Origin of the sequence: Microbacterium kyungheense (genome assembly GCF_006783905.1) — a bacterium.
In the GTDB taxonomy this organism is placed as follows: Bacteria; Actinomycetota; Actinomycetes; order Actinomycetales; family Microbacteriaceae; genus Microbacterium; species Microbacterium kyungheense.
The window spans coordinates 141,520-165,768 of sequence record NZ_VFPE01000001.1 but is presented as its reverse complement, the minus strand read 5'-3'; the positions used below and the strand labels follow the sequence as shown (position 1 = coordinate 165,768).

Below are 24,249 nucleotides of genomic sequence, written 5' to 3'. Positions count from 1 at the left end.
CGCTGTTGAGTTCTCAAAGATCAGACGCACCAACCCGCAACAGACCACAAGGCCCGCTACCCCGGCTGGGCAACTTCACTATCCTACACCCTCTGTGCCCGACTGTCGCATCAGCGACTTGCGGATCAGGGAGTGAGGTTGTTCGCAACTTGAGGGGAGCCCGACCAGCTGGCCCTTCGCTCTACCCTTTGGGGCGAACAACAAGAACATTACGCCGATCCGTCCACCACGTCGAATCGACGCTGCATCCCGGGCGTGTTCGCGGCCGCCCGGGATGCAGCTACCGCCCGTCAGGCCTTCTGCGGCACGGCGTAGGCGATGTGCACGCGCGAGATCTCGCCTTCGAAGGCGAACGGCATGCGGTCCACGTATGAGCGCGAGACCGCGCCGCCGTACGCGCGCCCGATGTCGAGGCAGTCGTTCGCCGAGAACAGCAGCGGTGCGCTCACCGGGACGGTGCCCGACCCGACCTCGTCGCCGTTCACGCGGAGCGTCACCGACAGCGGCCCGCCGGGGCGCGGCTCGACGTACGACGTCTCGATCTCGATCTTCACGTCGCCCGCCGGCACCGCCGTCGCCGCGGCGATCTTGGTGCGCTGGACGAGGAACAGGTTGTACTCGTAGTTGAGGACCCCGTCGACGAAGAACGCGGTCAGTCCCCCACCCGCGCCGCCCAGTTTGTACAGCACCCCGCTCGCCTTGTCGGGCAGCGTCGCCTCGATCGTGACGACATTCGGCTTGTTGCCGAGCGCCGGCGCACAGAACTCCGGCACGCGGACGGTGTCGCCCGTCATCTCCCACTGCGTGTAGGGGACCGAGATGCGGTCCTCGGGGTGGTAGACCGGCACCCACAGGCCACCGCCGACGGGAAGCACGTCGTTGCGGGCAGCCTCGATGGCGAAGAGCTCTTTGAGCTCGGCGAGCTTCTCGGGCTGCGCGGCCGCGAGGTCGTTCGCCTGGCTCCAGTCCTCGTCGAGGTGGTACAGCTCCCATGTGTCGGCATCCGGGGTCCACGTCGCGATCCCGGGAGGTGCTCCGGGCACCCACGGCAGCCGCGGCCCGGTCGTCGAGGCCATCCAGCCGTCGGAATAGATCGAGCGGCTCGCCATGATCTCGAAGTACTGGGTGCGGTGACGCCCCTCCGCTGCGGCGTCGTCGACCGCGTAGGCGAAGCTCGTCCCGTCGATCGGATCCTGGTGGATGCCGTTGACCGACTCGGGGTGCGAGATCCCCAGAATCTCGTAGATCGTCGGCGCGAGATCGATCACGTGGTGGAACTGGGTGCGCGGCACCGGATCGTGCTCGATGCGCCCCGGCCAGCGCAGGAACATCGGGTTGCGCGTGCCCCCGAGGTGCGACGCCATCAGCTTCATGCCCTGGTAGGGGGCGGAACCCGCCCAGGCCCACGCGGCGTGGTACTGGTTGTCGGTGGCGGGCGTGCCGAGCGCATCCAGGCCGCCGAGCTCGTCCAGCGCCGCGATGTGCTGATCGATCGTCGTGGGGATCATGTTCTGCGCGAGCAGTTCGCTGATCGTGCCGTTCTGGCCCTCCCCCGATGACCCGTTGTCGCCCCAGATGTACACGACGAGGGTGTCGTCCGCGTAGCCGAGCTCTTCGAGCGCGTCGACGAGGCGTCCCGCCTGCACGTCGGCGTGCTCGCCGAACCCCGCGCACACCTCCATGAGCCGCGCCTGGAACGGCTTCTGGTGATCGGGGATGTCGTCCCAGCCCTGCAGGCTCTCCGGCCGGGGCGTCAGCTCGGCGTCCTGCGGCACCCAGCCCGCGGCCTTCGCGCCTTCGAGCGCGCGTTCGCGATAGACGTCCCAGCCGTCGTCGAACTTTCCCGCGTACTTGTCCGACCACTCCTTCATGATGTGGTGCGGCCCATGGATGGCGCCGGTGGCCCAGTACATGAAGAACGGCTTGTCGGGCGTGAGCGCCTTGTGGTTGCGCAGCCACCCGATCGCATCGTCCGCGATGTCCTCGCTCAGGTGGTAGCCCTCTTCGGGCGTCTTCGGCGGCAGCACCGAGGTGGTGTTGCGAACAAGGTTGGGCTCGTACTGCGAGGCCTCGCCGGCCAGGAACCCGTAGAAGTACTCGAAGCCGTAGCCGGTGGGCCAGCGGTCGAACGGGCCGGCGACCGTCGTCTCTTCGGCCGGCGTGTTGTGCCACTTGCCCCACGCCGCCGTCGAGTAGCCGTAGTTGCGCAGCACCTCGGCGATCGTCGCGCTGCTCTTGGGGATGTGGCCCGAGTAGCCGTCCCAGTCGTTCGCGAGCTCGGCGATCTGGCCCGACCCGATGCGGTGGTGGTTGCGCCCGGTCAGCAGCGCGCCGCGCGTCGGCGAGCACATCGCGGTCGTGTGGAACCGGTTGAACCCGATGCCCTCGTCGCGCAGCCGGCCGAGCGTCGGAGTGTTCACCGCGCCACCCAGCGGGGCCGGCAGCGCGGGACCCGCATCGTCGATGAGGATCACGAGCACGTTGGGAGCGCCGTCGTTGAGCCGCCGCACCGGTGGCAGGGGCGAGTACGTCGACTCGGCCAGAGTGCGCCCGGCGAAGCTGCCCGACGGCTTCGGCGGGAACGGCAGCGTCCGGGCCGGGGGGAGCGGCTCCCCCACGATGGATCTCCGCGTGTCGTCGGTCATGTCCGTCCTGCCCCTTTCGCGCGAGTGCACGGGAACGGCCTTCACAGCCACCCCCGGACGTCACGCTACCGACGGCGGCCTACGCGCTCCATCACGCGTTTCGCGTGAAGTGCCCCGCCGCCTCGCATCATGAGGACAGCGAGCACCCCGGCCGCGTCAGCGGCTCAGACGGCGGACGACGTCGAGGTTGCGCGCGACGGTCGCGACCACGTCGGCGGCCTTGCGGTCGGCGGGAAGCCGGCTCACCTTGACGCCCCACGCCGGGATGCCCGGCGCCGCGGCGATGGCGGCGGCGACGTGGGCGTCGTCCAGGAGCGACTTCGAGCCGGGGTCGGTCGACAGCAGCGGCGGATGCGTGTCGGTCCACGCGGTGCCATAGGGGCCGTTCTCTGCGGCGGCGCCCGAGAACGTCAGCCCGACGAGGCGGCCGGAGGCGGCGGCATCCCGGATCTGCGCGGTCACCGCGTCGGCGTCCCGCAGCTCGATCGCGGAGCGTCCCCAGTTCAGCCACAGGCCGACGTCGGTGCCCTCGAGCACTGCGAGCTCGTCGGCGAGGGCGAGGAACCCCTTCTCGAAGGGCCGGCCGGGGCGCACCGCATCGCAGTGCTCGAGGACCAGCCGCGCGCCGCCCCAGTCCCACGATCGCAGCTCGCCGAGCGAGGCCGCCAGCGCGGCAGGGTCGGCTGCCCCGCGCGGGGCGGTGTGCAGGGCGACGAACTCGACAGCGCCGGGGAGTCTGCGGACGTCGTCCCGGACGCGCCGCAGATCGTCGATCGCGGCGGCCCGGCCGCCGGCATCCTCCGACGCGATTCCGTAGGCCGGGGTCCGGGCCGTGCGCCGCATGATCCACGGCAGCGGCGTCACGGCGAGCCGCGCCGCAGGCGGCACGTGGCGGACGAACCACTCCGGATCGTGCGGATGCAGCGCGCCGAGCCACGGCACCTCGAGTCCCACCACCCCGGGGAGCGCGCACAGCGCGGGAAGCAGCTCGGCCTCGAGCACGGGATCCCACCGGCTGTGAGCGGGCGACGCCGCGTAGGCGCTGATGAAGACGGGGGTCACGACGCGGCGCCGGCCACGGCCTCCGCGAACCACGACGTGATCGTCGAGGGATGCGTGATCGCGGTGCCGACGCACACGGCGAAGGCACCGGCACGGCGGGCGGCCGTGGCGGAGCCGGTCGAGTGGATGCGCCCCTCGGCGACGACGGGCCGCTCGCACCGTGCGGCGATCAGCGCGATGAGCTCGAGGTCGGGCCCCGTCGTCTTCGGCCGCTCGGGCGTGTAGCCAGACAGCGTGGTGCCGAGCAGGTCGGCGCCGGCGGCCTCGGCCGCGACCGCGTCGTCGAGCGAGCCGCAGTCGGCCATCACGAGGACGTCGTGCTCCGCGCGCAGCCGCGCGATGGTGTCGGCGAGGCTCAGGCCGTCCGGTCGCGGACGCCGCGTGCCGTCGAGGGCGACGATGTCGGCGCCGGCGACGGCGACGGCGACGGCGTGCTCGAGCGTGGGCGTGATGAACACCTCGGACTCCCCCGCCTTGACGAGCCCGACGACGGGCACGTCGAGGTCGGCGCCCGCGCGGATGTCGTCGAGCCCCTGCAGACGGATGCCCGCAGCGCCGCCGGCGACCGCGGCGCGGGCGATCTGCGCCATCGTCCGCGGGTCTCGCATCGGCTCGCCCGGATACGCCTGGCACGACACGATCAGCCCGCCGTCGAGCCGGCTCATGGTCTGTGTCTTCGAGAACCTCACGCGTTGACCCGTGCGTCCCTCTCAGATCGGTGCCGCGGCCGCCCGGACACGAGACGAGCGGGCGCGCATCGCGCGGCACTCGTGCTGAGCGAGGAACGAGACGAAGCGCCGCTCGTCGGACAGGCTCCGCCTGCACTTCCAGGATAACGGTGGGAGGGGGCCTTGCGGCAAGGGCCCCTCCAGGGCGCATACTTGTCGGTCGCGACGCGTGCGCCGCCCGATCCTCGCCTGGAGTCGATGCCGTGAATTCCCCCTCTGCCAGCGCTTTCCACCTCTCTGAACGCCTGTCCGCCAAGTCCGACCCCGCCCTGATCGGCGCCGACGAACGCTGGTTCGCCGCGATCGCCGACACCCTCGCCCGCCAGACCGCCGGACTGGAGGCGAGGCTCGAAGAGGTTCGCCTGCGCCCGGGCGGCCACGGCCAACCGGCGCTGGAGCGCGACCTCGAGATCCACCAGCTCACGGCGCGTCTGCGCATGCTGCGCCGCTTCACGCTCGACGCGTGCCTCGGCCGCATGGTGCCCGACGACGGCTCGGACCCGGTGTACATCGGCCGGTTCGGACTCACGGATGCCGGCGGCCGGCGCCTGCTGGTCGACTGGCGCACTCCGGCGGCCGAGCCGTTCTTCGCCGCGAGCTTCGCGAGCCCGCACGGCCTCGTGAGCCGTCGCCGCTACCGCTGGACCGGCGGGCGCATCACGGACTACTGGGACGAGGTGTTCACCACGGAGGGGCTCGACGAGACGGCCGCCCTCGACGACCAGTCGGCGTTCATCGCGAGCCTCGGCGTGAGCCGGTCGCCGCACATGCGGGACGTGCTCGGCACCATCCAGGCCGACCAGGACGCCATCATCCGTGCCGGCTCGCGCGGCGCGCTCGTGGTCGACGGCGGTCCCGGGACCGGCAAGACGGTGGTGGCACTGCACCGTGCCGCGTATCTCGTGTACTCCGACCCACTGCTCGGCCCCGGCCACGGCGGCGTGCTGTTCGTCGGCCCGAGTCCCGCCTACCTCTCGTACGTCGAGGACGTGCTCCCCTCGCTCGGTGAGGAGAGCGTGCAGACGTGCACGCTGCGCGACCTCGTGAGCGAGGGCGCGGCGGCCCTGCCCGAAGACGACGCCCGTGTCGCGCGCCTCAAGGCGGACGCCCGCCTGGTCGACGCGATCGAGCCCGCCGTGGCCCTGTACGAGGAGCCGCCGACGCAGGGCATCGTCATCGGCACGCACTGGGGCGAGGTCTCGCTCACACCCGACGACTGGGCCGAGGCGTTCACCTCCGCCGAGGCCGACCTGCCGCACAACGAGGCGCGCGACCAGGTCTGGGAGACGGTCCTCGACATCCTCACCGATCAGGTCGACGGCGAGGAGGTGCCGCTGCACCTGCTGCGCCGCTCGCTCGCACGCAACGAGGCCCTCACACGCATGTTCGGCCGGGCGTGGCCGCTCGTCGAGGCATCCGTCCTCGTCGCGGATCTGTGGACGGTCCCCGCCTACCTCCGCCGCTGCGCGCCGTGGCTCACGCCTGACGAGGTCGAGCTGCTGCAGCGAAGGCATGACTCGGCCTGGACCGTCTCGGATCTGCCGCTGCTCGACGCCGCTCGCCGGCGGCTCGGCGACCCGGGCGCCTCCCGCCGGCGCCGCGAGCGCGAGGCGCGGCTCGCTCAGGAGCGCGAGTACATGGCGCAGGTCGTCGAGCGCTTCAAAGAGGCGGGCGATGAGATGATCACGTGGCTCGACGGCGACGACCTGCGCAACAGCCTCGTCGACGAGTCGGTGCTGGACGTGATCGATCCGGACCTGCTCGCCGGTCCGTTCGCGCACGTCGTCGTCGACGAGGCGCAGGAGCTCACCGACGCGGAGTGGCGCATGCTCATCGCGCGGTGCCCGTCGCGCAGCTTCACCGTGGTCGGCGACCGCGCGCAGGCTCGTCACGGCTTCCGCGAGTCGTGGCAGGAGCGCCTCGAGCGGGCGGGGCTCACCCAGGTCGAGATCGCCTCGCTCACCGTGAACTACCGCACGCCGAGCGAGGTGATGGCCGAGGCCGAGCCGGTGATCCGCGCCGCCATCCCCGATGCGAACGTGCCCACCTCGATCCGCACGAGCGGCGTCCCCGTGCTGCACGCGGCGGTGTCGCGACGCGACGCGATCGTCGACGAGTGGCTGGCGGAGCACCCCGACGGCGTCGCCTGCGTCATCGGCGATCCCGCGTTCGCGCCCCGGGAACGTGTGCGTTCGCTGACGCCCGAGCTCGCGAAGGGACTGGAGTTCGACCTCGTGGTCCTCGTCGAGCCCGCCGCGTTCGGCGACGGCATCGAAGGCGCCGTGGACCGTTACGTCGCCATGACCCGCGCGACCCAGCGGCTGGCGGTCCTGGAGGGCTGAGCGGATGCCGGCGGCCCCGGCCGCCGGCATCCACCTCACAGACTTCGCAGAAAGCGACCGATCTCGCACGGAATCGCCCCGAGCCTGCGAAGTTCGCGCGATTCTGCGCAGTCTGTGAGCCCCCGGGGAGGGGTCGCGTGCTGGCCGTTGACTTAATAACACTCTTGGTTTTATAGTCGTCGGCGTTGGCGAATCGCTCGTCCACAGCACGATCACCATCTGCAATCCCCCGAGGAGTTTCGATGAGGAAACCAGCACTTCGCGCAGCCATCGCGCTCGGCACGATCGGCGCATTGACCGCACTCGCAGCCTGCAGCGCCGGTGGAGGGAACGCCCCCGCATCCGGTGAGGCCGACCCCGACGCGGATGTCACGATCACCGTCGGCGACTATCCCACCGCCGACAAGCCGGAGGACCGCAAGGCCTTCGACAAGCAGATCGAGAAGTTCCAGTCGCAGTACCCGAACATCACCGTGAAGACCTCGACCGAGGCCTGGGACGCTCAGACGTTCCAGGCGAAGCTCGCCGGCGGCACTCTTCCGACCGTCATGAACGTCTCGCTGACGTACAGCCACGAGCTGATCGACAACGGCCAGCTGCCGAACATGACGCCGTACCTCGAAGAGCTCGACATGGTCGACGACCTGAACCCGCTGGCGCTCGCCAACGTCCAGGACGACGACGGCAACATCTACTCGGTGCCGACCGGACTGTTCTCGGTGGGCCTCGCATACAACCGCGCGATCTTCGAGCAGGCCGGACTCGACCCCGACAAGGCACCCACGACGTGGGACGAGGTGCGCGAGGACGCCAAGATCATCAGCGAGAAGGTGCCCGGCGTCGCCGGCTACGCCCAGCTGACCACCAACAACACCGGCGGCTGGATGCTGACCACCCTGACGTACAGCATGGGCGGCACGATCCAGGACGAGGGCGGCAAGAAGGCGGTCATGGGCGACGCCACCTCCGAGGCCCTCCAGCTGCTGCACGACATGCGCTGGGAGGACGACTCCATGGGCAGCCAGTTCCTGTACGACCAGGAGGCCGCCCGTCAGGACTTCGCCGCCGGCAAGATCGGCATCATCATGCAGGCCCCCGACCTCTACGGCATGGTCGTGAAGGACTTCGGCATGGACCCCGACGCCGTCGGGGTCGGCGCGCTGCCGCAGGCGAACGGCGACAACGGCACCCTCACCGGCGGCTCGCTCAAGCTCTTCAACGCGAAGGCGACGCCTGATGAGCTGCTCGCCGCCGCCCGCTGGGTGAAGTTCTACGACTTCGAGAAGTACTTCGACGAGGACAAGGCCGTCGAGCTGGCCAGCGCCGACGCCGAGGCAGGCAACCCCGTCGGCATCCCCGGACTGCCCCCCGTCTCTCCCGACATCGACGAGCGGTACCTCGGCTGGATCAAGGACTACATCAACGTGCCCCGCGAGCACTTCACGGGCTACGTGGACTCCACGCTCCCGCTGATCCCCGAGCCGCCCACCGCGACGCAGCAGACCTACGCCGCGCTCGACTCGGTCGTGCAGAAGATCCTCACCGACGAGAACGCCGACATCGCCGCCACCATCAAGGAGGCCAACGGCGTGGTCGACGGGATCATCGCGCAGGCATCGCGCTGATCTCCGAGGTGGATGCCGGCGGCCCCGGCCGCCGGCATCCATCCGGAGATTCGAGGCAATCATGACCCGAGTCCTAGAGAAGACCGCACCGTCGCGGCCGGCGGAGACTCCCCCTCCCGCCCGCCGTCCGCGCACCCTCCGAACCTGGTACCTCGGCGGCGGCCTGCACTCCGTGCTGTTCGCCATCCCCGTCGTCCTCGTGTTCGCCTACTTCAGCTGGGGCCCCATCATCCAGGGGCTGACGCTGAGCTTCCAGAAGACGAACCTGATCCTGCCCGCGCAATGGGTCGGGCTCAGCAACTTCGAGTACGTGCTGAGCGACCCCGGCCTCGCGCAGGCGGTCGGCAACACGGCGTACTTCGCGCTGCTGGCGCTCGTCTTCGGCTTCCCCATCCCGATCATCCTGGCCGTGCTCATCAACGAGCTGCGCAAGTACGACGGCGTCTACAACGCCCTCGCGTACCTGCCGGCGATCGTCCCGCCCGTCGCGGCGATCCTGCTGTGGAAGTTCTTCTACGACCCGTCCGCCAGCGGCATGTTCAACACGATGCTGGGATGGATCGGCCTCGGCCCGTTCCCGTGGCTCAACTCCGAGGCGATGGCGATGCCGTCGATCGTCCTCTACGCCACGTGGGCAGGCGCGGGGTCCACCGCGATCATCTACATCGCCGCGCTGCGCTCGGTGAGCACCGAGCTGTACGAGGCCGCCGAGATCGACGGCGCGAGCATCTGGCAGCGCATGTGGTACGTGACCGTCCCGCAGCTGCGCGGCGTGATCCTCGTCATGATGCTGCTCCAGCTCATCGGCACGTTCCAGATCTTCACCGAGCCGTTCCTGTTCACCGGAGGCGGTCCCAACAACGCGACCCAGACCGTCCTGCTCAAGATCTACAACTACGCGTTCGTCTACGGCGACTTCGGAGCGGCCACCGCATTGAGCGTCATGCTCGCGGCGTTCCTGTGCGTCCTGTCGGGCGTCTACCTGTGGGCGACCCGCAGATGGAGCACCTCATGACCTATCAGGACATGCCGCTCGACGAGGCCACGCGCACCCTCGTCGTGAACCGCCCCGGCAAGCGCCGCCGGCGCCGTGCCCCCGAGGCGCCCAAGGAACGCGGCGCGATCTCATTCGCGGACCGCAAGCGCCGCAGCGTCCGCATCTGGCTGTGGATCATCCAGGGTCTCGCACTGGTGGGGCTCGTGTTCGCCGGGCTCGGGCCGCTGCTGTGGTCCGCGAAGGCCTCCGTCAGCGACACGCAGGCGATCATCACCGACCCCATGGGCATCTGGTTCACCCCCAACGAGTGGAGCAACCTCGTCCGGGCGTGGAACGGCGCCGAGATCGGCTCGTCGCTGCGCAACACGGTGATCGTAGCGCTCGGCTCGACGCTCGCGACGCTCGTCATCAGCATCCTCGCCGCCTACATCCTGAGCGTCCTGAAGCCGAAGTGGGCGCCGGTGCTCAGCGGTGCGATCCTCGCGACGCTCTTCCTCCCCGGTGTCATCTCGCTCGTGCCGCTGTATCTCACGGTGCTCGACCTGCCGGTGTTCCACATCAGCCTGCTCAATACCTTCTGGGCGGTGTGGCTGCCGTCCGCGGCGAGCGCGTTCAACGTCGTGGTGCTCAAGAGGTTCTTCGACTCGGTGCCGCGCGAGATCCTCGAGGCCGCGAAGATCGACGGCGCGGGCCCGCTGCGGGTGCTCTGGACGATCGTGCTGCCCCTGTCGCGCCCGATCATCGGCGTCGTCGCGCTGCTGGCGGCGATCGGCTCGTGGAAGGACTACCTGTGGCCGATGCTGGTGCTGCCGAGCCCCGGCCTGCAGCCCGTGTCGGTGATGCTGCCGACGCTCGCGAGCGGGCCGACGCCGCTGGCCGTGAAGATGGCCGCCGTGTTCCTGAGCCTCATCATCCCCGTGGTGCTGTTCCTCATCTTCCAGAAGCAGTTCCTGCGCGGAGTGGGCACGGCGGGAGGGATCAAGGGATGAGCGGCATCAACGGCGCACGCGTGCTGGTGACCGGCGCGTCCGGCCGGATCGGCGTCGTCACCAGCGCACGACTGCAGCGGGCCGGGGCATCCGTCACGGCGCTCTCGCGGGAGGAGAACCCGGCGCTGGAGGCCGACCGGATCATCGTGGGCGACACCCGCTCGCAGGAGGACGTCGCACGGGCGCTGGAGGGCGCCGACCTGGTCGTGCACCTCGCGGCGCTCGCCCACCGTGACATCGCGCCGGCCTACGACGTGTACACGACCAACGTGGTGTCGACCTTCAACGTGCTGGCGCAGGCGGGGGCGCGCGGGCTGCCGCGCGCCGTCGTCGCCGGCAGCATCAACTCATACGGGCTGCCGCAGAACATCCATGAGGTGACGCCGGCGTACTTCCCGCTCGACACCGACATCCCCACCGACATCGCCGACTGGTACTCGCTGTCCAAGCGCAACGACGAGAACACCGCGCGCATGGCCTGGCGGCACTGGGGCATCGACGTCGTGACGCTGCGGTTCCCCCACGTGAACGGCGCAGACAACCTGGCCGCGATCGCGGAGGAGCTGGCGGCGGCCCCGCGCGACGGCATGCGCGAGGCGTGGTCGTATCTCGTGACGGAGGATGCCGCGCGCGCCGTCGAACTGTCGCTGACGGCATCCACCACCGGCGCCCACGCGTTCTTCCTCGCGGCGAACTCCACCCTCGCGCCGTACCGCACCGAGGACCTGCTGCAGCGGTACGCGCCCGGGGCGCCGCGTCTGCGACGGTTCGTGGAGCGCGAGGTGCCCATCGATCTGACCCCCGCCCGCGAGCTGATCGGGTTCGAGGCGCACCACGAGATCCCGCTTGAGACCCTCGACCTTCCCGACGACCTGTAGAAACGACCTGGAGCCCACCGATGCCCTTCGACACCTTCGCCAACCCGTGGCCGCCGCGGGAGGACCTGCGCATCACCTCGGTGCGCGCGATCACCACCGCCCCCGAGGGGACGCCGCTCGTGGTCGTGCGGATCGACACGAGCGAGCCCGGCCTCTACGGACTCGGGTGCGCGACCTTCACGCAGCGGTACCGCGCGGTGGTGACCTTCGTCGAGGAGCACCTGGCGCGGCTGCTGATCGGCCGCTATCCGGGTGACATCGGCGACCTCACGCGCCTCGCCGGGTTCTCGGGATACTGGCGCGGCGGCCCCGTCACCAACAACGCGATCTCGGGCATCGACCAGGCCCTGTGGGACATCGCCGGCAAGCGGGCCGGGATGCCGGTGCACGAGCTGCTCGGCGGCAAGGTGCGCGGCGCCGCCGAGACGTACCTGCACGCGTCGGGCCGGACGATCGCCGAGACGCTCGACCACGCGCAGGAGCTCATCGCGCAGGGCTGGCGCCACGTACGGCTGCAGCTGTCGACGGCGGGCGGCGGCGGGTACGGCGCGCCGTACGTCGAGAGCGAGTACCCGAACGCGCCCTACGGCAACGGCTGGAGCGCGCGCGACTACCTGCGCCGCACGCCGGCGCTGTTCGAGGCGGCCCGCGAGACGCTGCCCGAGAACACCGAGCTGTTGCACGACGTCCACTCGCGGCTGACGCCCTCCGAGGCGATGTGGCTCGCACGCACTCTGGAGCCGTACGGCCTCTTCTTCCTGGAGGACGTGCTGCCGCCGGAGCACTGGGACCGCCTGCCCGAGGTGCGCGCCGCCTCGGGCACGCCGATCGCCGTCGGTGAGCTGACGACCTCGCTCGCCGACGCCGTTCGCCTGGTGCGCGACGGCGGCGTGGACTACATCCGCAGCCACGTGTCCGACATCGGCGGGCTGACCCCTGCGCGCAAGATCGCCGACCTGGCCGAGCTCAGCGGCGTGCGCACCGCCTGGCACGGTCCCGGCGACACGTCGCCGATCGGCGCCGCGGCCAACGTCGCGCTCGATGTGACCTCTGCGGCCTTCGGGATCCAGGAGGGTCACGTCTACAACGACGCCACGCACGAGGTGTTTCCGGGTACTCTGCGCATCGAGGACGGCTGGCTTCGACCGAACGAGGCGCCGGGCTGGGGGATCGATATCGACGAGGATGCCGCCGCCCGGTACCCCGCGGAGCTGTCGGGCCATGACGCATGGGCTGCCGGTGTACGACGCCCCGATGGAGCACTGGAGGCACCGTGACCGACACCACCGATCGCAGCGGCCGTCGGACGGCGACGGCGCCGAACTCGCGCCGCAACCCGCGGGCCGTCAACGACCGCGACCGCCCCGGCGCCAACCAGCACGACCTCGGGTCGTTCAACGAGGTCGCCATCATCGAGACCATCCGTCAGGCCGGCACCATCAGCCGCACCGAGATCGCCGAGCGCACCGGCCTCACCCAGCAGTCGGTGTCGCGCATCCTGCGCGTGCTGCTGGAGCGGCAGCTGCTGGCCGAAGGAGAGCAGACCCGATCCGAGCGGCTGGGCAAGCCCCGCACCCCCGTGCGGCTGCGCGCCGAGGCGGCGCACGCCGTCGGCATCCTCGTCGATCCCGACGTGGTGTCGGTCGTGCTCGTCGACCTCGACGCCCGCGAACTGGAGCAGCGCAGCATCCATCTCGATCCGGGGGTGTCGCCCGCCGACCTCGTGGAGCTCATCGGGGTCAACGTCGAGGACGTGCTGTCGGCGTCGGGGATCGACCGCGGCACCTTCCTGGGTGTCGGCGTCGCGGTGCCGGGACCCATCACGGCAGACGGCGACCTGCTCGACCTTCCGCTGTCGCGAGCCTGGCGCAACGTGCCGCTGCACCGGATGCTCGACGAGCGCCTGCCGTATCCGGTCGTCGTCGAGAAGGACGGCACGGCCGCGGCCGTGGGCGAACGATGGGTGGGGCGCACCGCGCGTGCGCACGACTTCGTCTACCTCTACTTCGGCACCGGCATGGGCTCGGGCCTCGTCCTCAACGGCGAGGCCTACCGGGGCATCAGCAGCAACGCCGGCGAGTTCGGCCAGCTGTGCGCGATCCGGCTGGGCCGCATCGACGGCTCGGGTCGGCCGGAGCTGGTCCGGGAATGCAATCCGCCCGTCGCGATCCCCGAGATCGCCCGCGAGCTCGGCTACGCCGGCACGGCGATCACCTACCGGGAGTTCTGCGCCGAGGTGGCCGCCGGCGATGCGGCCGTCATCGCGGCGGTGCAGCAGGTGGCCGACGTGATCGCCCTCGGCGCGGCCGCCCTGGTGGACGTGCTCGACCTGTCGACGATCGTCGTCGGCGGCCCGGCGTTCGAGCCCGAGCTGCACGAGATCGTGGTGTCGACCATCGAGCGCGCCGTCAACACCATGCCGACGGCGCACCGCGCACGCACGGTCGCCGTCGAGCGCTCGGTGGTGACCGGCGAGGCCGGCGCCATCGGCGCGGCGTCGACGATCTTCCACGCCTCGTTCGCCCCGATGGTCCGGCGCACACAGCCGTACGACCTGCGATGACCGCCGGGAACCCCGGCCGCCGGCACGCGTTGCGCTCGCCCGGCGGCGGCTTCGCCGTGTCGGTCGACGAGACCGGCGCGCGCATCACGTCGGTCGTCGAGACGTCCACCGGCACCGAGTTCCTGCTGCAGCTCGCCGGCCGCGACCACGAGGAGCCCGAGGCGCCGCCCGCGGCGGATTCGAACCGCCGGTGGCACGAGCGCTACGCCGGGGGGTGGCATCCGCTCCTCCCCCACGCCGGCGACGACCGCACGGTCGACGGCGTGTCGCACCCGTTCCACGGCGAGGCCGCCTGGCGTCACTGGTGCACCGTGGCCGCGGACGAGGCGTCCTGCACGCTGGAGGTCACGCTCGACACGGTGCCGCTGGTGCTGCGCCGGCGCACCGAGGCGACCGATGCCGGCGTGCGGGTGCGGCAGTGCGTCGAGAACCCGTCCGACGCCGCCGTCGCGATCACCTGGACCGAGCACCCCGCCTTCGCGGAGGTGCTCGCAGGCCCCGGCGCAGCGCTGACGGTGGACGGCGAGCGGGTGGACGTGCACTTCCCCCGGCCGGGCGAGCGGCACGGTGCGTTCCGGTCCGTGCCGTCGGGCACGCGCGGCGTCGCCCGGCTGCGCGGCGGCGGATGGGATGCCGTCCTGCGGTGGGACCCCGCGCTCTTCCCGCAGCTGCACGTGTGGCAGGAGCATCGGTTCACGCCCGGATTCCCGTGGTGGGGGGCGACCAGCACGATCGCCCTGGAACCCGCCTCGCGCCCGTACGACGTCACCGACGAGACCCTCGGCCCCATCCTCGTCCCCGCCCGTGGCGCCGTCACGGCCGACTTCTCGCTGTCGCTCGCGCGGACCGGGCCCTGACCCGCCGCACGCCGCTCGGGGCCGGGGTGACCCACTTCCCCGGCCGCCGGCATCCAGCCGCCCTCGTTCAACAGGTCAACCGCGGTTCATCAGGACACGATCGCGGGATCCGCCCTGATGAACCGCGGTTGACCTGTTGAACGGATGCCGGGCAGCGGGCGGCCCGCCTAGAACAGGTGCTCGTACCCGAGGGCGACGAGGTTGCGGCGCGAGATCGCGAGCGACTCCCACACGGTGCGGCCGTACAGCTCGTCCTGCTCGACGAGCAGGTGCTCGGCACTGGCGCCCAGGCTGTGGGCGATGATCGCGGGCCAGTCCAGGTTGCCCTCGCCGACCTCGGCGAACTGCACGAGCCCCTTCCAGCCGTCCTGGAACGCCGTGTGGTCGCCGCGCTCGAGGGCGTCGATCGTCGATGCCTCGGGCCAGCCGATCCGGTAGTCCTTGAGGTGCACGAGCTTCACGCGGCCGGCGTACTGGTCGATGACCCGGACGGGGTCGAGGCCGCCGCGCTGGATCCAGTGGACGTCGAGCTCGATGCCGACGTGGGGTGAGGCATCCGCGATGACGTCGAGGAGGAAGCGGCCGTCCTGCTTCGCGAACTCGACGTGGTGGTTGTGGTAGTACAGCGCGATGCCCTCGTCGGCCAGGCGCACGGCGGCGGCGTCCGCGATGCGGCAGAACTCCAGGACGCCGTCGAGCGACCGCAGCATCGGGATGGGCAGCATGCCGATGCGCACCATCGTCGCGCCGAGAGCACGGGTGTCTGACACGACCTTGTCGAACTCGGTCTCCAGTGAGGGGTTGGCCGCTCCCTCGGGACCGACCCCCGCCGACGTCGAGCACACCTGGAACCCGAAGTCGTCCTGTGCCCGCCGCAGGTCGGCGAGCACCTCGGGCGTCAGCCGGGTGGCCGACAGCTCCGCGACGCGGTAGCCCACGTCGGCCGTCCGCCGGATCGCCTCGTACGCGCCGAGCTCTTCGATCGCGCCCCGCAGCATCATCGCCTGTACGCCGATGCGTGCCATGTCGTCTCCTACCAGTCGTGGACGGTGCCGTCGGACAGCCGGTTGTACGGCAGATAGGCCTGCTCGTACGGGTACTTCCCGGCCTCGTCGAGGTCGAGTTCGACGCCGAGTCCCGGCTGATCGCCCGGGTGCAGCAGGCCGTCCTGCCACGTGAAGGACTGCTGGAACACCTCGTCGGTGCGCGCGCCGTGCTTCATGTACTCCTGGATGCCGAAGTTGTGGATCGCCAGGCCCAGGTGCATCGCGGCCGCCATGCCGACCGGAGAGATGTCGGTCGGCCCGTGCATGCCCGACTTGATCTGGTACAGCGCCGCGTAGTCGAGCGTCTTCTTGAGCGCCGTGATGCCGCCCATGTGGGTGACGGCGCCGCGCACGTAGTCGATCAGCTGGTCGCGGATGATGTCCTTGAAGTCCCACACCGTGTTGAAGATCTCGCCGATGGCGAGGGGCGTCGTGGTGTGCTGGCGGACGAGCCGCAGCGCCTCCTGGTTCTCGGCCGGCGTGCAGTCCTCGAGCCAGAACAGGTCGTACGGCTCGAGGTCCTTGCCCAGGCGCGCGGCCTGGATCGGCGTCATGCGGTGGTGACCGTCGTGCAGCAGCGGGATCTCGGGCCCGAACTCGTTGCGCACGGCTTCGAACACCTTCGGCAGGTGCAGCAGGTAGGGCCGGGTCTCCCAGTCCTCCTCGACGGGCTTCGCGCCGCGGCGGGCGGGCTCGTGGTCGTACCGCTCTTCGCCGCCGCCGGTGAACGCGGCCTGCGCGGCGATGCCGTAGATCGCCTTCAGCCCGGGCACGGCCGTCTGGATGCGGATGGCCTTGAATCCCTGCTCGAGGTGGTCGCGCACCGAGTCGAACAGCGAAGGCAGGTCGGTCCCCGACGCGTGGCCGTAGGCGAGCAGCCCGTTGCGTGAGGCACCGCCGAGCAGCTGGTACACGGGCATGCCCGCGGCCTTGCCCTTGATGTCCCACAGCGCCATGTCGACCGCGGCGATCGCGGCCATCGTAACCGGTCCCCGCCGCCAGTACGCCGACCGGTACAGGAACTGCCACGTGTCTTCGATGCGGTGCGCGTCGCGGCCGAGCAGCAGCGGCACCACATGTTCGGTGAGGTACGCCACGACCGCGAGCTCCCGGCCGTTGAGCGTCGCATCGCCCAGTCCCGTGAGGCCGTCGTCGGTCGTGAGCTTGAGCGTGACGAAGTTGCGGTTGGGGCTGGTGACGATCACCTCAGCCTTGTCGATGATCACGATGCGGTCCCTTCGAGTGTGCGGATGAGCAGAGCCGTGGATGCCGTCACTCCGGCGCCGTGCGGCCCTGCGGCAAGGTCGGGGGCGAGGCTGTGCACGATCGCAGCGGCGGCGGCATCCTCCCCCACGCCGGGCTCGCCGAGGTCGGGGCCCTCGAGCACGCCGGCGCGGACTGCGGCGCCCCAGGCGGCGAGCGCGGTCAGCTCTCCGTCACCCGCCGCGAGTCCGCGCCGCAGGCGCTCGGCCACGACCGGGACGACGCGCTCGCGCAGCTTGAGCTCGCTGTCGCGCGCGATCTGGCGCAGCTCGTGACGGATGCGCGGGTTCTCGAAGCGCTCGGCGATCGCCGCGCGCACCAGGGCGAGCTCGCCGGGCGGGAAGGGCAGGACGTCGCCGGCGTCGGTCCACAGCTCGTCGAGCGCCGTGCGGCAGGCCCGGTCGCCCATCGCCTCGGCGACGGTGCTGTGACCGCGCAGCAGGCCCAGCGACGCCAGGAGGGTGTGGCCGGCGTTGAGCAGCCAGAGCTTGCGCAGCTCGTACGGCGCGATGTCGTCGACGAACTGCGCGCCGGCTGCCTCCCATGACGGGCGCCCTGCCGGAAACGCGCCCGCGAGGATCCACGAGCCGTACTCCTCCGCGACGAGCGCGGTCGGGTCGTCGCGCAGCTGCACGGGCAGCATCTCGGGATCCGGTGCCGGCGTGATGCGGTCGACCGCGGTCGACACGAACGACACGTTCGCGTCGATCCAGTCGGCCAGCGGCGGGTCGACGTCCCGGGCGACACCGCCCACCGCCCGCGCGAGGACTCCCCCGTTGTCGCGCAGGTTGTCGCAGCTGACGACCGCCACGGGTCCGCCTGCCGCGGCGCGGCGCGCGCGCAGCCCGTCTACGAGGCGTGCGGGAGCCGTGGCCGGCAGCACTCCGGCCCGCAGGGCCGCGCGGTCGGCGGCGGCCTGCTCGTCGCTCGGGTGATAGCCGGCCTCTGTGATGGTGACCGTGATGACGGCGACGGATGCCGCCGCCTCGCGCCATCGTTCCGCGTCGGCGCCGTCGTGGGCCTCGACGATCGCCTCGATCGTCTCGACGCGCTCGGAGTCCCGCCCGAGCAGCACGAGCGGATAGCGGCAGTCCCGTGCGGCGAGCACCTCGGCCGCGCGTGGTGAGCGCACCGTGAACGCCGCGATGCCCCATACCTCGCCGCCGTCCGCCGCGGCGGCGCGGTTGGCGAGCTCGGTGTACCAGGCCTGATGCGAGCGGACGAAGGCGCCGAGACCGACGTGCGCGATCCGCACCGGCGGGGCGCTCATGCGAACTGGGGCGCCGGGACGACGAGCTCGACGTCGTCGTACGCGCCGGCGAGCACGTCGTCGATGCGAACCTTCGAGCCGGTCGCCGCCGACGCGTAGACCGCGCGCACGGTCGCAAGGGTGAACAGCGCCTCGTCGACGGTGACGATCGGGTCGCGGCCGTCCGCCACCGCGTCGAGCAGGTCGCGGTACTGCCGCTCATGACCGGTCGCCGACTGCGTGGCGTCGACCGGCGCATCGCCGTTCGCGGCGTCGAGGCCGTAGCGGTCGCGCTGGTTTCCGCCGCCCTGCAGCCCCATGTCGTTGCCGCCGGTGGCGTCGGCGACGTGGATGTACTCCAGCTCGTCGGAGTCGATGACGGCGGATCCTGCCGAGCCCTGCACCTGCAGGCGCACCGCGAGTCCGGGGTATCCGGCGGTCGTCGCGTGCAGCACGGCGAGCGCGCCCGAGGCGAACGTGATGGTGGCCACGACGGTGTCTTCGACCTCGACGCCGTCGTGGGCGAGCAGCGCGAACTCGGCGCTCACCGACACCGGCCGGCCGAGGAACCACAGCAGCAGGTCGAGCGTGTGCACGCCCTGGTTCATGAGCGCGCCGCCGCCGTCGAGCGCCCACGTCCCGCGCCAATCGCCCGAGTCGTAGTAGCCCTGCGAGCGCCACCACGGCACGGTCGCCACGGCAGAGGTCAGCCGGCCGAAGCCGCCCGCCTCGATCGCGGCGTGCACGACCTGGCTCGCCGGGTCGAAGCGGTGCTGGCTGATGATCGTGCACACCTGGCCGGCGTGCGCGCGTGCCGCGTCGGCGAGACGCCGCGCCCGCACCAGATCCACGTCGAGCGGCTTCTCGATGATCACGTGCGCCCCGGCTTCGAGGGCGGCGATGCCCTGCTCGACGTGCAGGCCGCTCGGCGTGCCGATCACGACGAGCCCGACCTGCACCCCGGCACGCACCAGGTCCTCGATCGAGGCGAACACGCGCGGCCGCGCGCCGGTGCGCGCCTCGACCTCATCGGCGAGGGCGTCGGCGCGCTCGCGGACGGGGTCGATCAGGGCGACCAGCTCGAGCTCGGCGAAGGCGAGCACGGACTCCACGTGGGTGCGGCCGATGACGCCGCAGCCGACGATCGCGGTGGCAAGGGGGGCGGTGGCGGTGGTCATGCGAGTGTCACTCCTGCGTGGTCGGTGAGGGAACGGAACGCCCGGGCAGCGCGACCGAAGGCGGCGGCGCCCGAGAAGCCGCCGGTGGCGGTGAAATCGGTGAGATGGGGTTCGAGTGACGCGAAGCCCGAGAATCCGGCATCCCGCAGGTTAGCGATCGTCTCGCGCAGCTCGCCGTCGCCCTCGCCTGCGGGCACGACCTCGCCGTCCGCGAGACGGGCGTCCTTGACCTGCAGGTACTCGACGTACGGGGCGAGCTGCGCCCACCCGTCGGCGACCGGACGCACGCCGACCTGCACGAAGTTGGCGTTGTCCCAGGCGAGGCGGAGGGACGGCGAGCCGACCGTCCGCACGATGTCGAGCACACGCTCGGGCACGTCGCCGTAGATGTGCTTCTCGTTCTCGTGCACGAGGGTCACGCCCGCGGCGGCCGCACGCTCGGCCCACGTGCCCATGCGGCGGAGGATCTCGTCGCGTCCGCGCGCAGCGGCACTTGTGCTGAGCGAGGAACGAGACGAAGCATCCGGCTCATGGCACCAGAACGAGAAGAGCCGGATGTAGCGCGACCCGAGGACGTCGGCGGCGCGCAGCGCGCGATCGAGGCGTCCGAGCTCGTACTCCGCGGGCTCGCTCAGCTCGCTCTTGCCGATCGGCGAGGCGATCGCCGAGACCCCCATGCCCGCGTCGCGGATCGTCGCGGCGAGCGCATCGAGTCCGTCGTCGTCGAGGTCGACGATGTTGGTGCCCCACGCCGAGCGCACCTCGACGTGCCGCGCACCGAGCGCCGACAGCACGGCGCACTGGATGCGAGGGTCGGGGTCGATCTCGTCGCCGAAACCGGACAGCTGCCAGGTCGTGTCGTTCGTCATCGCGATTCTCGTTCGGGGACGGGGGCGCGATCAGGCTAGCCCGGCCGCCCTCATCCGTGCAATCGTTTGCCAAAAGTTGCCATGGTGGTTAGGCTCGCACCGACCGCCGGCATCCACTTCTCCAGAACAGGAGATCTCGCCTACGCAGGACGATTGCGCGACGATCGTCCTGTCTTCGCCGGATCTCCTGATCTCGCAACGGTGTGACGGCGGCTCTGAGAGGTGGGACGACGCCCCGGATGGACGCAGCGATGAGCGAAGAAGTGGATGCCGCAAGCCGGCGACCCGCCACCATCGGCGACGTGGCGCGCCTGGCAGGCGTCGCGACCTCCACGGTCTCGCGCGCGCTCAGCATGCCCGGCCGGGTGAGCGAGGCGACACGCCAGCGCGTCGTCGCGGCCGCCGCCGAGCTGTCGTACGTGCCGAGCTCGCACGCGCGCTCGCTGGTGTCGGGAGCGACGAGGACCGTGGCGCTGCTCGTGCCCGACATCGCCAACCCCTTCTACTTCGGTCTCATCCGCGGTGCCCAGCGCCAGCTCCGCGCGGCCGGCTATGCGCAGCTGCTCGTCGACACCGAGGAGTCCGGCGAGATCGAGGCCGAGACCATCGATCTGATGCGCAAGTCGGCCGACGGCGTGATCCTGGCCGCATCCCGCCTGGACGAGCGCCAGCTCGCGGCCCTCGCCCAGCGGCAGCCGATCGTGACCGTCAACCGCGACGTCCCCGGGGTGCCGAGCGTCATCCTCGACACTCCCGACGGCGCCCGGCAGGCGCTGCTGCATCTGCGTTCGCTCGGCCATCGCCGCATCGCGTACGTGGCCGGGCCGGCCGACTCGTGGTCGAACGCCCGGCGGTGGCAGGCGCTGCAGGAGGCCGCCCCCGGGCTCGGCGTCGAGCTGCAGCACAGCGGACCGTGGATGCCGCACGCCGAGGCCGGCGCGACGGCCGCGGACGCCGTCGTCGGAACGGCGACCGCGTGCATCGTGTTCAACGACGTGATCGCCTTCGGCATGCTGCGCCGCCTGCGCGAACGCGGCGTGCGCGTACCCGACGACCTGTCGATCGTGGGCTGCGACGACGTCTTCGGTGCCGACTTCTGCGACCCGCCGCTCACCACGATCGCCGCCCCGATCGAGGAGGCCGGCCGGGTGGCGGTCACGATGCTCCTCGACACGATCGCCGGCACCGGGTCAGGCCGCACGCGCGCGGTCCTGCCCACCTACCTGCGCGCACGCCGCAGCAGCGGGCCGGCGACCGACGCACAGCCCGCTCCCGTGTCACAGTCCGCGCCGTCGGGCAGCGGTTCGTGACCCGGGAGCACCCTCACCGACCCGCACCGATCGAGAACGGAAGCCCGTGGAGCTGAAAGCCGCCGCCGACCGCCTGTTCCCCGCCGACGCCGGGGTCCGGCGCCTCGCAGCCGAGCTGTACGCCGCGGTGGCCGACGCGCCCATCGTGTCGCCGCACGGTCACGTGGACCCTCGGCTGCTGCTCGACGACGACCCGTTCGCCGACCCGGCCGCGCTGCTGGTGACGCCCGATCACTACGTGCTGCGCCTGCTGCACGCCCACGGGGTGCCGCTCGACGCTCTCGGCCGCGGTCCCGCCGGCTCGTCCGCACCCCGCGACGTGTGGCGGGCCTTCGCGTCGCACTGGCACGCGTTCGCCGCGACCCCGGTACGGGTCTGGCTCGAAGACACGCTGCAGAACGTGGTCGGGCTCGATCGGCATCCTTCCGCGGGCAACGCCGACGAGCAGTTCGACGCGATCGCCGCATGGATCGCCGACCCGGCGTCGCGGCCGCGCCGGCTGTACGAGCGCTTCCGCATCGAGGTGCTCGCCACCACCGACGACCCGGCCGACGACCTCGCGGCGCACCGCGCGCTGGCCGCCGATCCCTCCTGGCACGGGCGCGTCATCCCGACTTTCCGCCCCGACCGGTACCTCGACCCGTCGGCTCCGGGCTGGCGTCAGGCGCTCGACGACCTCACCGCCGCGAGCGGCATCGAGACCGGAACCCACGCCGGGCTCATCGCCGCTCTCGAGGACCGCCGCGCGTTCTTCCGCGCCTGCGGTGCCACCTCGACCGACACGGGCGTGGTCGAGGCGTGGGCGGTGCGGGCCGAGCCCGCCGAGCTCGAGCGCATCCACGCCGCGGCACGCGCGGGAGACGTGCCGGCATCCGACGCCGCCGCCTACCGTGCGCACATGCTGTGGGAGCTGGCGCGGATGTCGAGCGAGGACGGCCTCGTCATGCAGCTGCACCCGGGCGTGCTGCGCAACCACCACGCGCCGACGCTGCAGCGCTTCGGCCCCGACACGGGTCACGACCTGCCCCTGCCGACCGCGTACTCGGTGCCGCTGCGCGAGCTGCTGCGCGACTTCGGCACGCACCCCAGCTTCCGCATGGTGCTGTTCACCGTGGACGAGACCGCGTTCAGCCGCGAGATCGCGCCGCTGGCCGGGTTCTATCCCTCGGTCTTCGCCGGGGCGCCGTGGTGGTTCCTGGACTCGCCCGACGGCATCCGCCGCTACCGCGAGGCCGTCACCGACTCCGCGGGCTTCGGCAAGACGAGCGGCTTCATCGACGACACCCGCGCCTTCCTCTCGATCCCGGCCCGTCACGACGTCGCGAGGAGGATGGATGCCGGCTGGCTCGCCACCCTCGTCGCCACTGGCCGACTCCCCGAGGCCGAGGCGCACGCGATCGCCGCCGATCTCGTCGGCCCGCTCCCCCGCCGCGTCTTCCGCCTGGACGCCTGAGCGCGCGGCCGGGCGCACGGCCCGTGCGTCCCCGCCGCCCGCATCCCGAGACCGGGGATTCCGTCGTCGAGACCGGGGTCTGCCGCCGAGGCCGAGGACGCAGGCCCCGGTCTCCGGCGCAAACCCCGGTCTCGACGAGACACGGACCCTAGCGCCGAGCGTGAGGTGCCCGGCGGGGTGGGTCGTCAGGAGACACGGAGCTCCTGGGGTTCGACGACGACGTCGACCAGCGCGCCGCCGCGCCACAGGGTCATCTCCAGGCGGCGGCCGATCGCGCCCTCGACCATGCGTCGCTGCAGGGCCGTGGGGTTCAGGATCGGCACGCCGTCGAGCGACAGCACGATGTCGCCGACACGGGCGCCGGCGACAGCGGCAGGACTGTCGGGCACGATCGAGACGACCTGCATGCCGACCTTCGATCCGGCCTTGGCCGCGACGTCGGGAGCGAGCGGGACGGTCGAGCCGGCGATGCCGAGCCAGGCCCGCCGCACACGCCCCGTCGTGCGCAGAGCCTCGATGATCTCGCGCGTGGTGGCGTTGATCGGCACCGCGAGGCCGAGTCCGATGCCGGCCACGGCCGTGTTCACGCCCACCATCCGGCCGGCGCTGTCGGCGAGCACGCCGCCGCTGTTGCCGGGGTTGAGCGCGGCGTCGGTCTGGATGACCTCGTCGATGACGCGACCCGACCGGGTCGGCAGCGAGCGCCCGAGTGCCGAGACGATGCCGGCGGTCACGCTGCCGGACAGGCCGCGCGGGTTGCCGAGAGCCACGACGAGCTGGCCGACGCCGAGGCCGGCGGCATCCCCCATCCGAACGGGCGGAGGCGTCTCGCCGTGCGCGCGCAGGACGGCGAGGTCCGAGAGCGGGTCGGCGCCGACGACGGATGCCTCGGCACCGGTGCCGTCGGGGAACGCGAGCTCGACACCCACGGCTCCCTCTACGACATGCGCGCTCGTGAGCAGATGGCCGTCCGCCGTGATGACCGAGGCACTGCCCGCGCCCGCTCCCTGCCGGGTGCGCACGGCGACCGCGGCCACCGACGGCAGCACCGCCTGGGCGACGCGCATCACCGTCGAGGAGTAGGCGTCGAGCGCCTCGTGATCGTCCACGCACCCAGTGTCGCGCCGCCCCGGCGGGCGGGGCCCGAGTTCGCGCACGGCGGACGCGCGGTCGAGCCGGGACGGCGGAGGGATCC

At 71.5% G+C, this 24,249-nt stretch carries 19 protein-coding genes; 10 read left to right on the top strand and 9 right to left on the bottom strand.

From position 1 onward, the window contains the following. Positions 1 to 290 precede the first annotated feature (290 nt). From FB391_RS00740 to FB391_RS00730, 3 genes are all read right to left on the bottom strand, one after another. Positions 291 to 2,645 carry an arylsulfatase gene (locus tag FB391_RS00740; RefSeq protein WP_141892405.1) on the bottom strand — a complete coding sequence of 785 codons (2,355 nt, stop codon included), beginning with the start codon at positions 2,643 to 2,645 and terminating at the stop codon, positions 291 to 293. Positions 2,646 to 2,801: 156 nt separating this feature from the next. Beyond that, positions 2,802 to 3,707, bottom strand: a complete 906-nt coding sequence (locus tag FB391_RS00735; RefSeq protein ID WP_185842875.1) for a DUF4862 family protein — start codon at positions 3,705 to 3,707, stop codon at positions 2,802 to 2,804. Further along, positions 3,704 to 4,396 carry an N-acetylmannosamine-6-phosphate 2-epimerase gene (locus FB391_RS00730; protein WP_281286385.1) on the bottom strand — a complete coding sequence of 231 codons (693 nt, stop codon included), beginning with the start codon at positions 4,394 to 4,396 and terminating at the stop codon, positions 3,704 to 3,706. The genes FB391_RS00735 and FB391_RS00730 overlap by 4 nt, the downstream gene beginning before the upstream one ends. Before the next feature lie 242 nt (positions 4,397 to 4,638). Here FB391_RS00730 and helR point away from each other — a divergent pair, with 242 nt between their 5' ends. The 8 genes from helR to FB391_RS00690 all read left to right on the top strand — a co-directional run bounded on the left by helR (position 4,639) and on the right by FB391_RS00690 (position 14,686). Continuing rightward, positions 4,639 to 6,777, top strand: a complete 2,139-nt coding sequence (helR, locus tag FB391_RS00725) for an RNA polymerase recycling motor ATPase HelR (RefSeq protein ID WP_141892402.1) — start codon at positions 4,639 to 4,641, stop codon at positions 6,775 to 6,777. Between the two features lie 242 nt (positions 6,778 to 7,019). Next, a complete protein-coding gene (locus FB391_RS00720) occupies positions 7,020 to 8,402 on the top strand; it encodes an extracellular solute-binding protein (RefSeq protein ID WP_141892401.1) in 1,383 nt (460 codons plus the stop codon). 61 nt (positions 8,403 to 8,463) lie between these two features. Continuing rightward, on the top strand, positions 8,464 to 9,417 hold the full coding sequence (locus FB391_RS00715; RefSeq protein WP_141892400.1) for a carbohydrate ABC transporter permease: 954 nt from the start codon (positions 8,464 to 8,466) through the stop codon (positions 9,415 to 9,417). Further along, positions 9,414 to 10,388: a carbohydrate ABC transporter permease gene (locus FB391_RS00710; RefSeq protein WP_141892399.1), complete on the top strand. Its 975-nt coding sequence runs from the start codon at positions 9,414 to 9,416 to the stop codon at positions 10,386 to 10,388. Before FB391_RS00715 ends, FB391_RS00710 begins: the two co-directional genes overlap by 4 nt. After that, positions 10,385 to 11,266 carry an NAD-dependent epimerase/dehydratase family protein gene (locus FB391_RS00705; RefSeq protein WP_141892398.1) on the top strand — a complete coding sequence of 294 codons (882 nt, stop codon included), beginning with the start codon at positions 10,385 to 10,387 and terminating at the stop codon, positions 11,264 to 11,266. The genes FB391_RS00710 and FB391_RS00705 overlap by 4 nt, the downstream gene beginning before the upstream one ends. A gap of 20 nt (positions 11,267 to 11,286) precedes the next feature. Further along, the gene (locus tag FB391_RS00700; protein ID WP_141892397.1) at positions 11,287 to 12,543 is read left to right on the top strand and encodes an enolase C-terminal domain-like protein; all 1,257 of its coding nucleotides are present in this window, start codon (positions 11,287 to 11,289) and stop codon (positions 12,541 to 12,543) included. Next, a complete protein-coding gene (locus FB391_RS00695) occupies positions 12,540 to 13,829 on the top strand; it encodes an ROK family transcriptional regulator (protein ID WP_141892396.1) in 1,290 nt (429 codons plus the stop codon). The genes FB391_RS00700 and FB391_RS00695 overlap by 4 nt, the downstream gene beginning before the upstream one ends. After that, a complete protein-coding gene (locus tag FB391_RS00690; RefSeq protein ID WP_141892395.1) occupies positions 13,826 to 14,686 on the top strand; it encodes an aldose epimerase family protein in 861 nt (286 codons plus the stop codon). Before FB391_RS00695 ends, FB391_RS00690 begins: the two co-directional genes overlap by 4 nt. A gap of 167 nt (positions 14,687 to 14,853) precedes the next feature. On the opposite strand, the gene FB391_RS00685 is transcribed toward FB391_RS00690, so the two are convergent. The 5 genes from FB391_RS00685 to FB391_RS00665 are packed head-to-tail and all read right to left on the bottom strand — an operon-like array spanning position 14,854 to position 20,291. After that, positions 14,854 to 15,711, bottom strand: coding sequence for a sugar phosphate isomerase/epimerase family protein (locus tag FB391_RS00685; protein ID WP_141892394.1), 858 nt, complete (start codon positions 15,709 to 15,711; stop codon positions 14,854 to 14,856). 8 nt (positions 15,712 to 15,719) lie between these two features. Beyond that, positions 15,720 to 16,958, bottom strand: a complete 1,239-nt coding sequence (gene manD / locus FB391_RS00680; protein ID WP_141892393.1) for a D-mannonate dehydratase ManD — start codon at positions 16,956 to 16,958, stop codon at positions 15,720 to 15,722. After that, positions 16,955 to 18,265 (bottom strand): mannitol dehydrogenase family protein, encoded by a 1,311-nt coding sequence (locus FB391_RS00675; protein WP_141892392.1) that lies wholly within the window; start codon positions 18,263 to 18,265, stop codon positions 16,955 to 16,957. Before FB391_RS00675 ends, manD begins: the two co-directional genes overlap by 4 nt. Beyond that, entirely contained in the window at positions 18,262 to 19,422 is a 1,161-nt protein-coding gene (locus FB391_RS00670) for a Gfo/Idh/MocA family protein (protein ID WP_141892391.1), read from the bottom strand. Before FB391_RS00670 ends, FB391_RS00675 begins: the two co-directional genes overlap by 4 nt. Further along, positions 19,419 to 20,291: a sugar phosphate isomerase/epimerase family protein gene (locus tag FB391_RS00665; RefSeq protein WP_141892390.1), complete on the bottom strand. Its 873-nt coding sequence runs from the start codon at positions 20,289 to 20,291 to the stop codon at positions 19,419 to 19,421. The genes FB391_RS00670 and FB391_RS00665 overlap by 4 nt, the downstream gene beginning before the upstream one ends. Positions 20,292 to 20,542: 251 nt before the next feature. Here FB391_RS00665 and FB391_RS00660 point away from each other — a divergent pair, with 251 nt between their 5' ends. Both FB391_RS00660 and uxaC read left to right on the top strand, forming a co-directional pair. Further along, positions 20,543 to 21,601 (top strand): LacI family DNA-binding transcriptional regulator, encoded by a 1,059-nt coding sequence (locus FB391_RS00660; protein ID WP_141892389.1) that lies wholly within the window; start codon positions 20,543 to 20,545, stop codon positions 21,599 to 21,601. Between the two features lie 46 nt (positions 21,602 to 21,647). Next, positions 21,648 to 23,054 (top strand): glucuronate isomerase, encoded by a 1,407-nt coding sequence (uxaC, locus tag FB391_RS00655; RefSeq protein WP_141892388.1) that lies wholly within the window; start codon positions 21,648 to 21,650, stop codon positions 23,052 to 23,054. 185 nt (positions 23,055 to 23,239) lie between these two features. Here uxaC and FB391_RS00650 read toward each other — a convergent pair whose 3' ends face one another. After that, on the bottom strand, positions 23,240 to 24,163 hold the full coding sequence (locus FB391_RS00650; RefSeq protein ID WP_185842874.1) for a S1C family serine protease: 924 nt from the start codon (positions 24,161 to 24,163) through the stop codon (positions 23,240 to 23,242). Between the last annotated feature and the right edge of the window lie 86 nt (positions 24,164 to 24,249).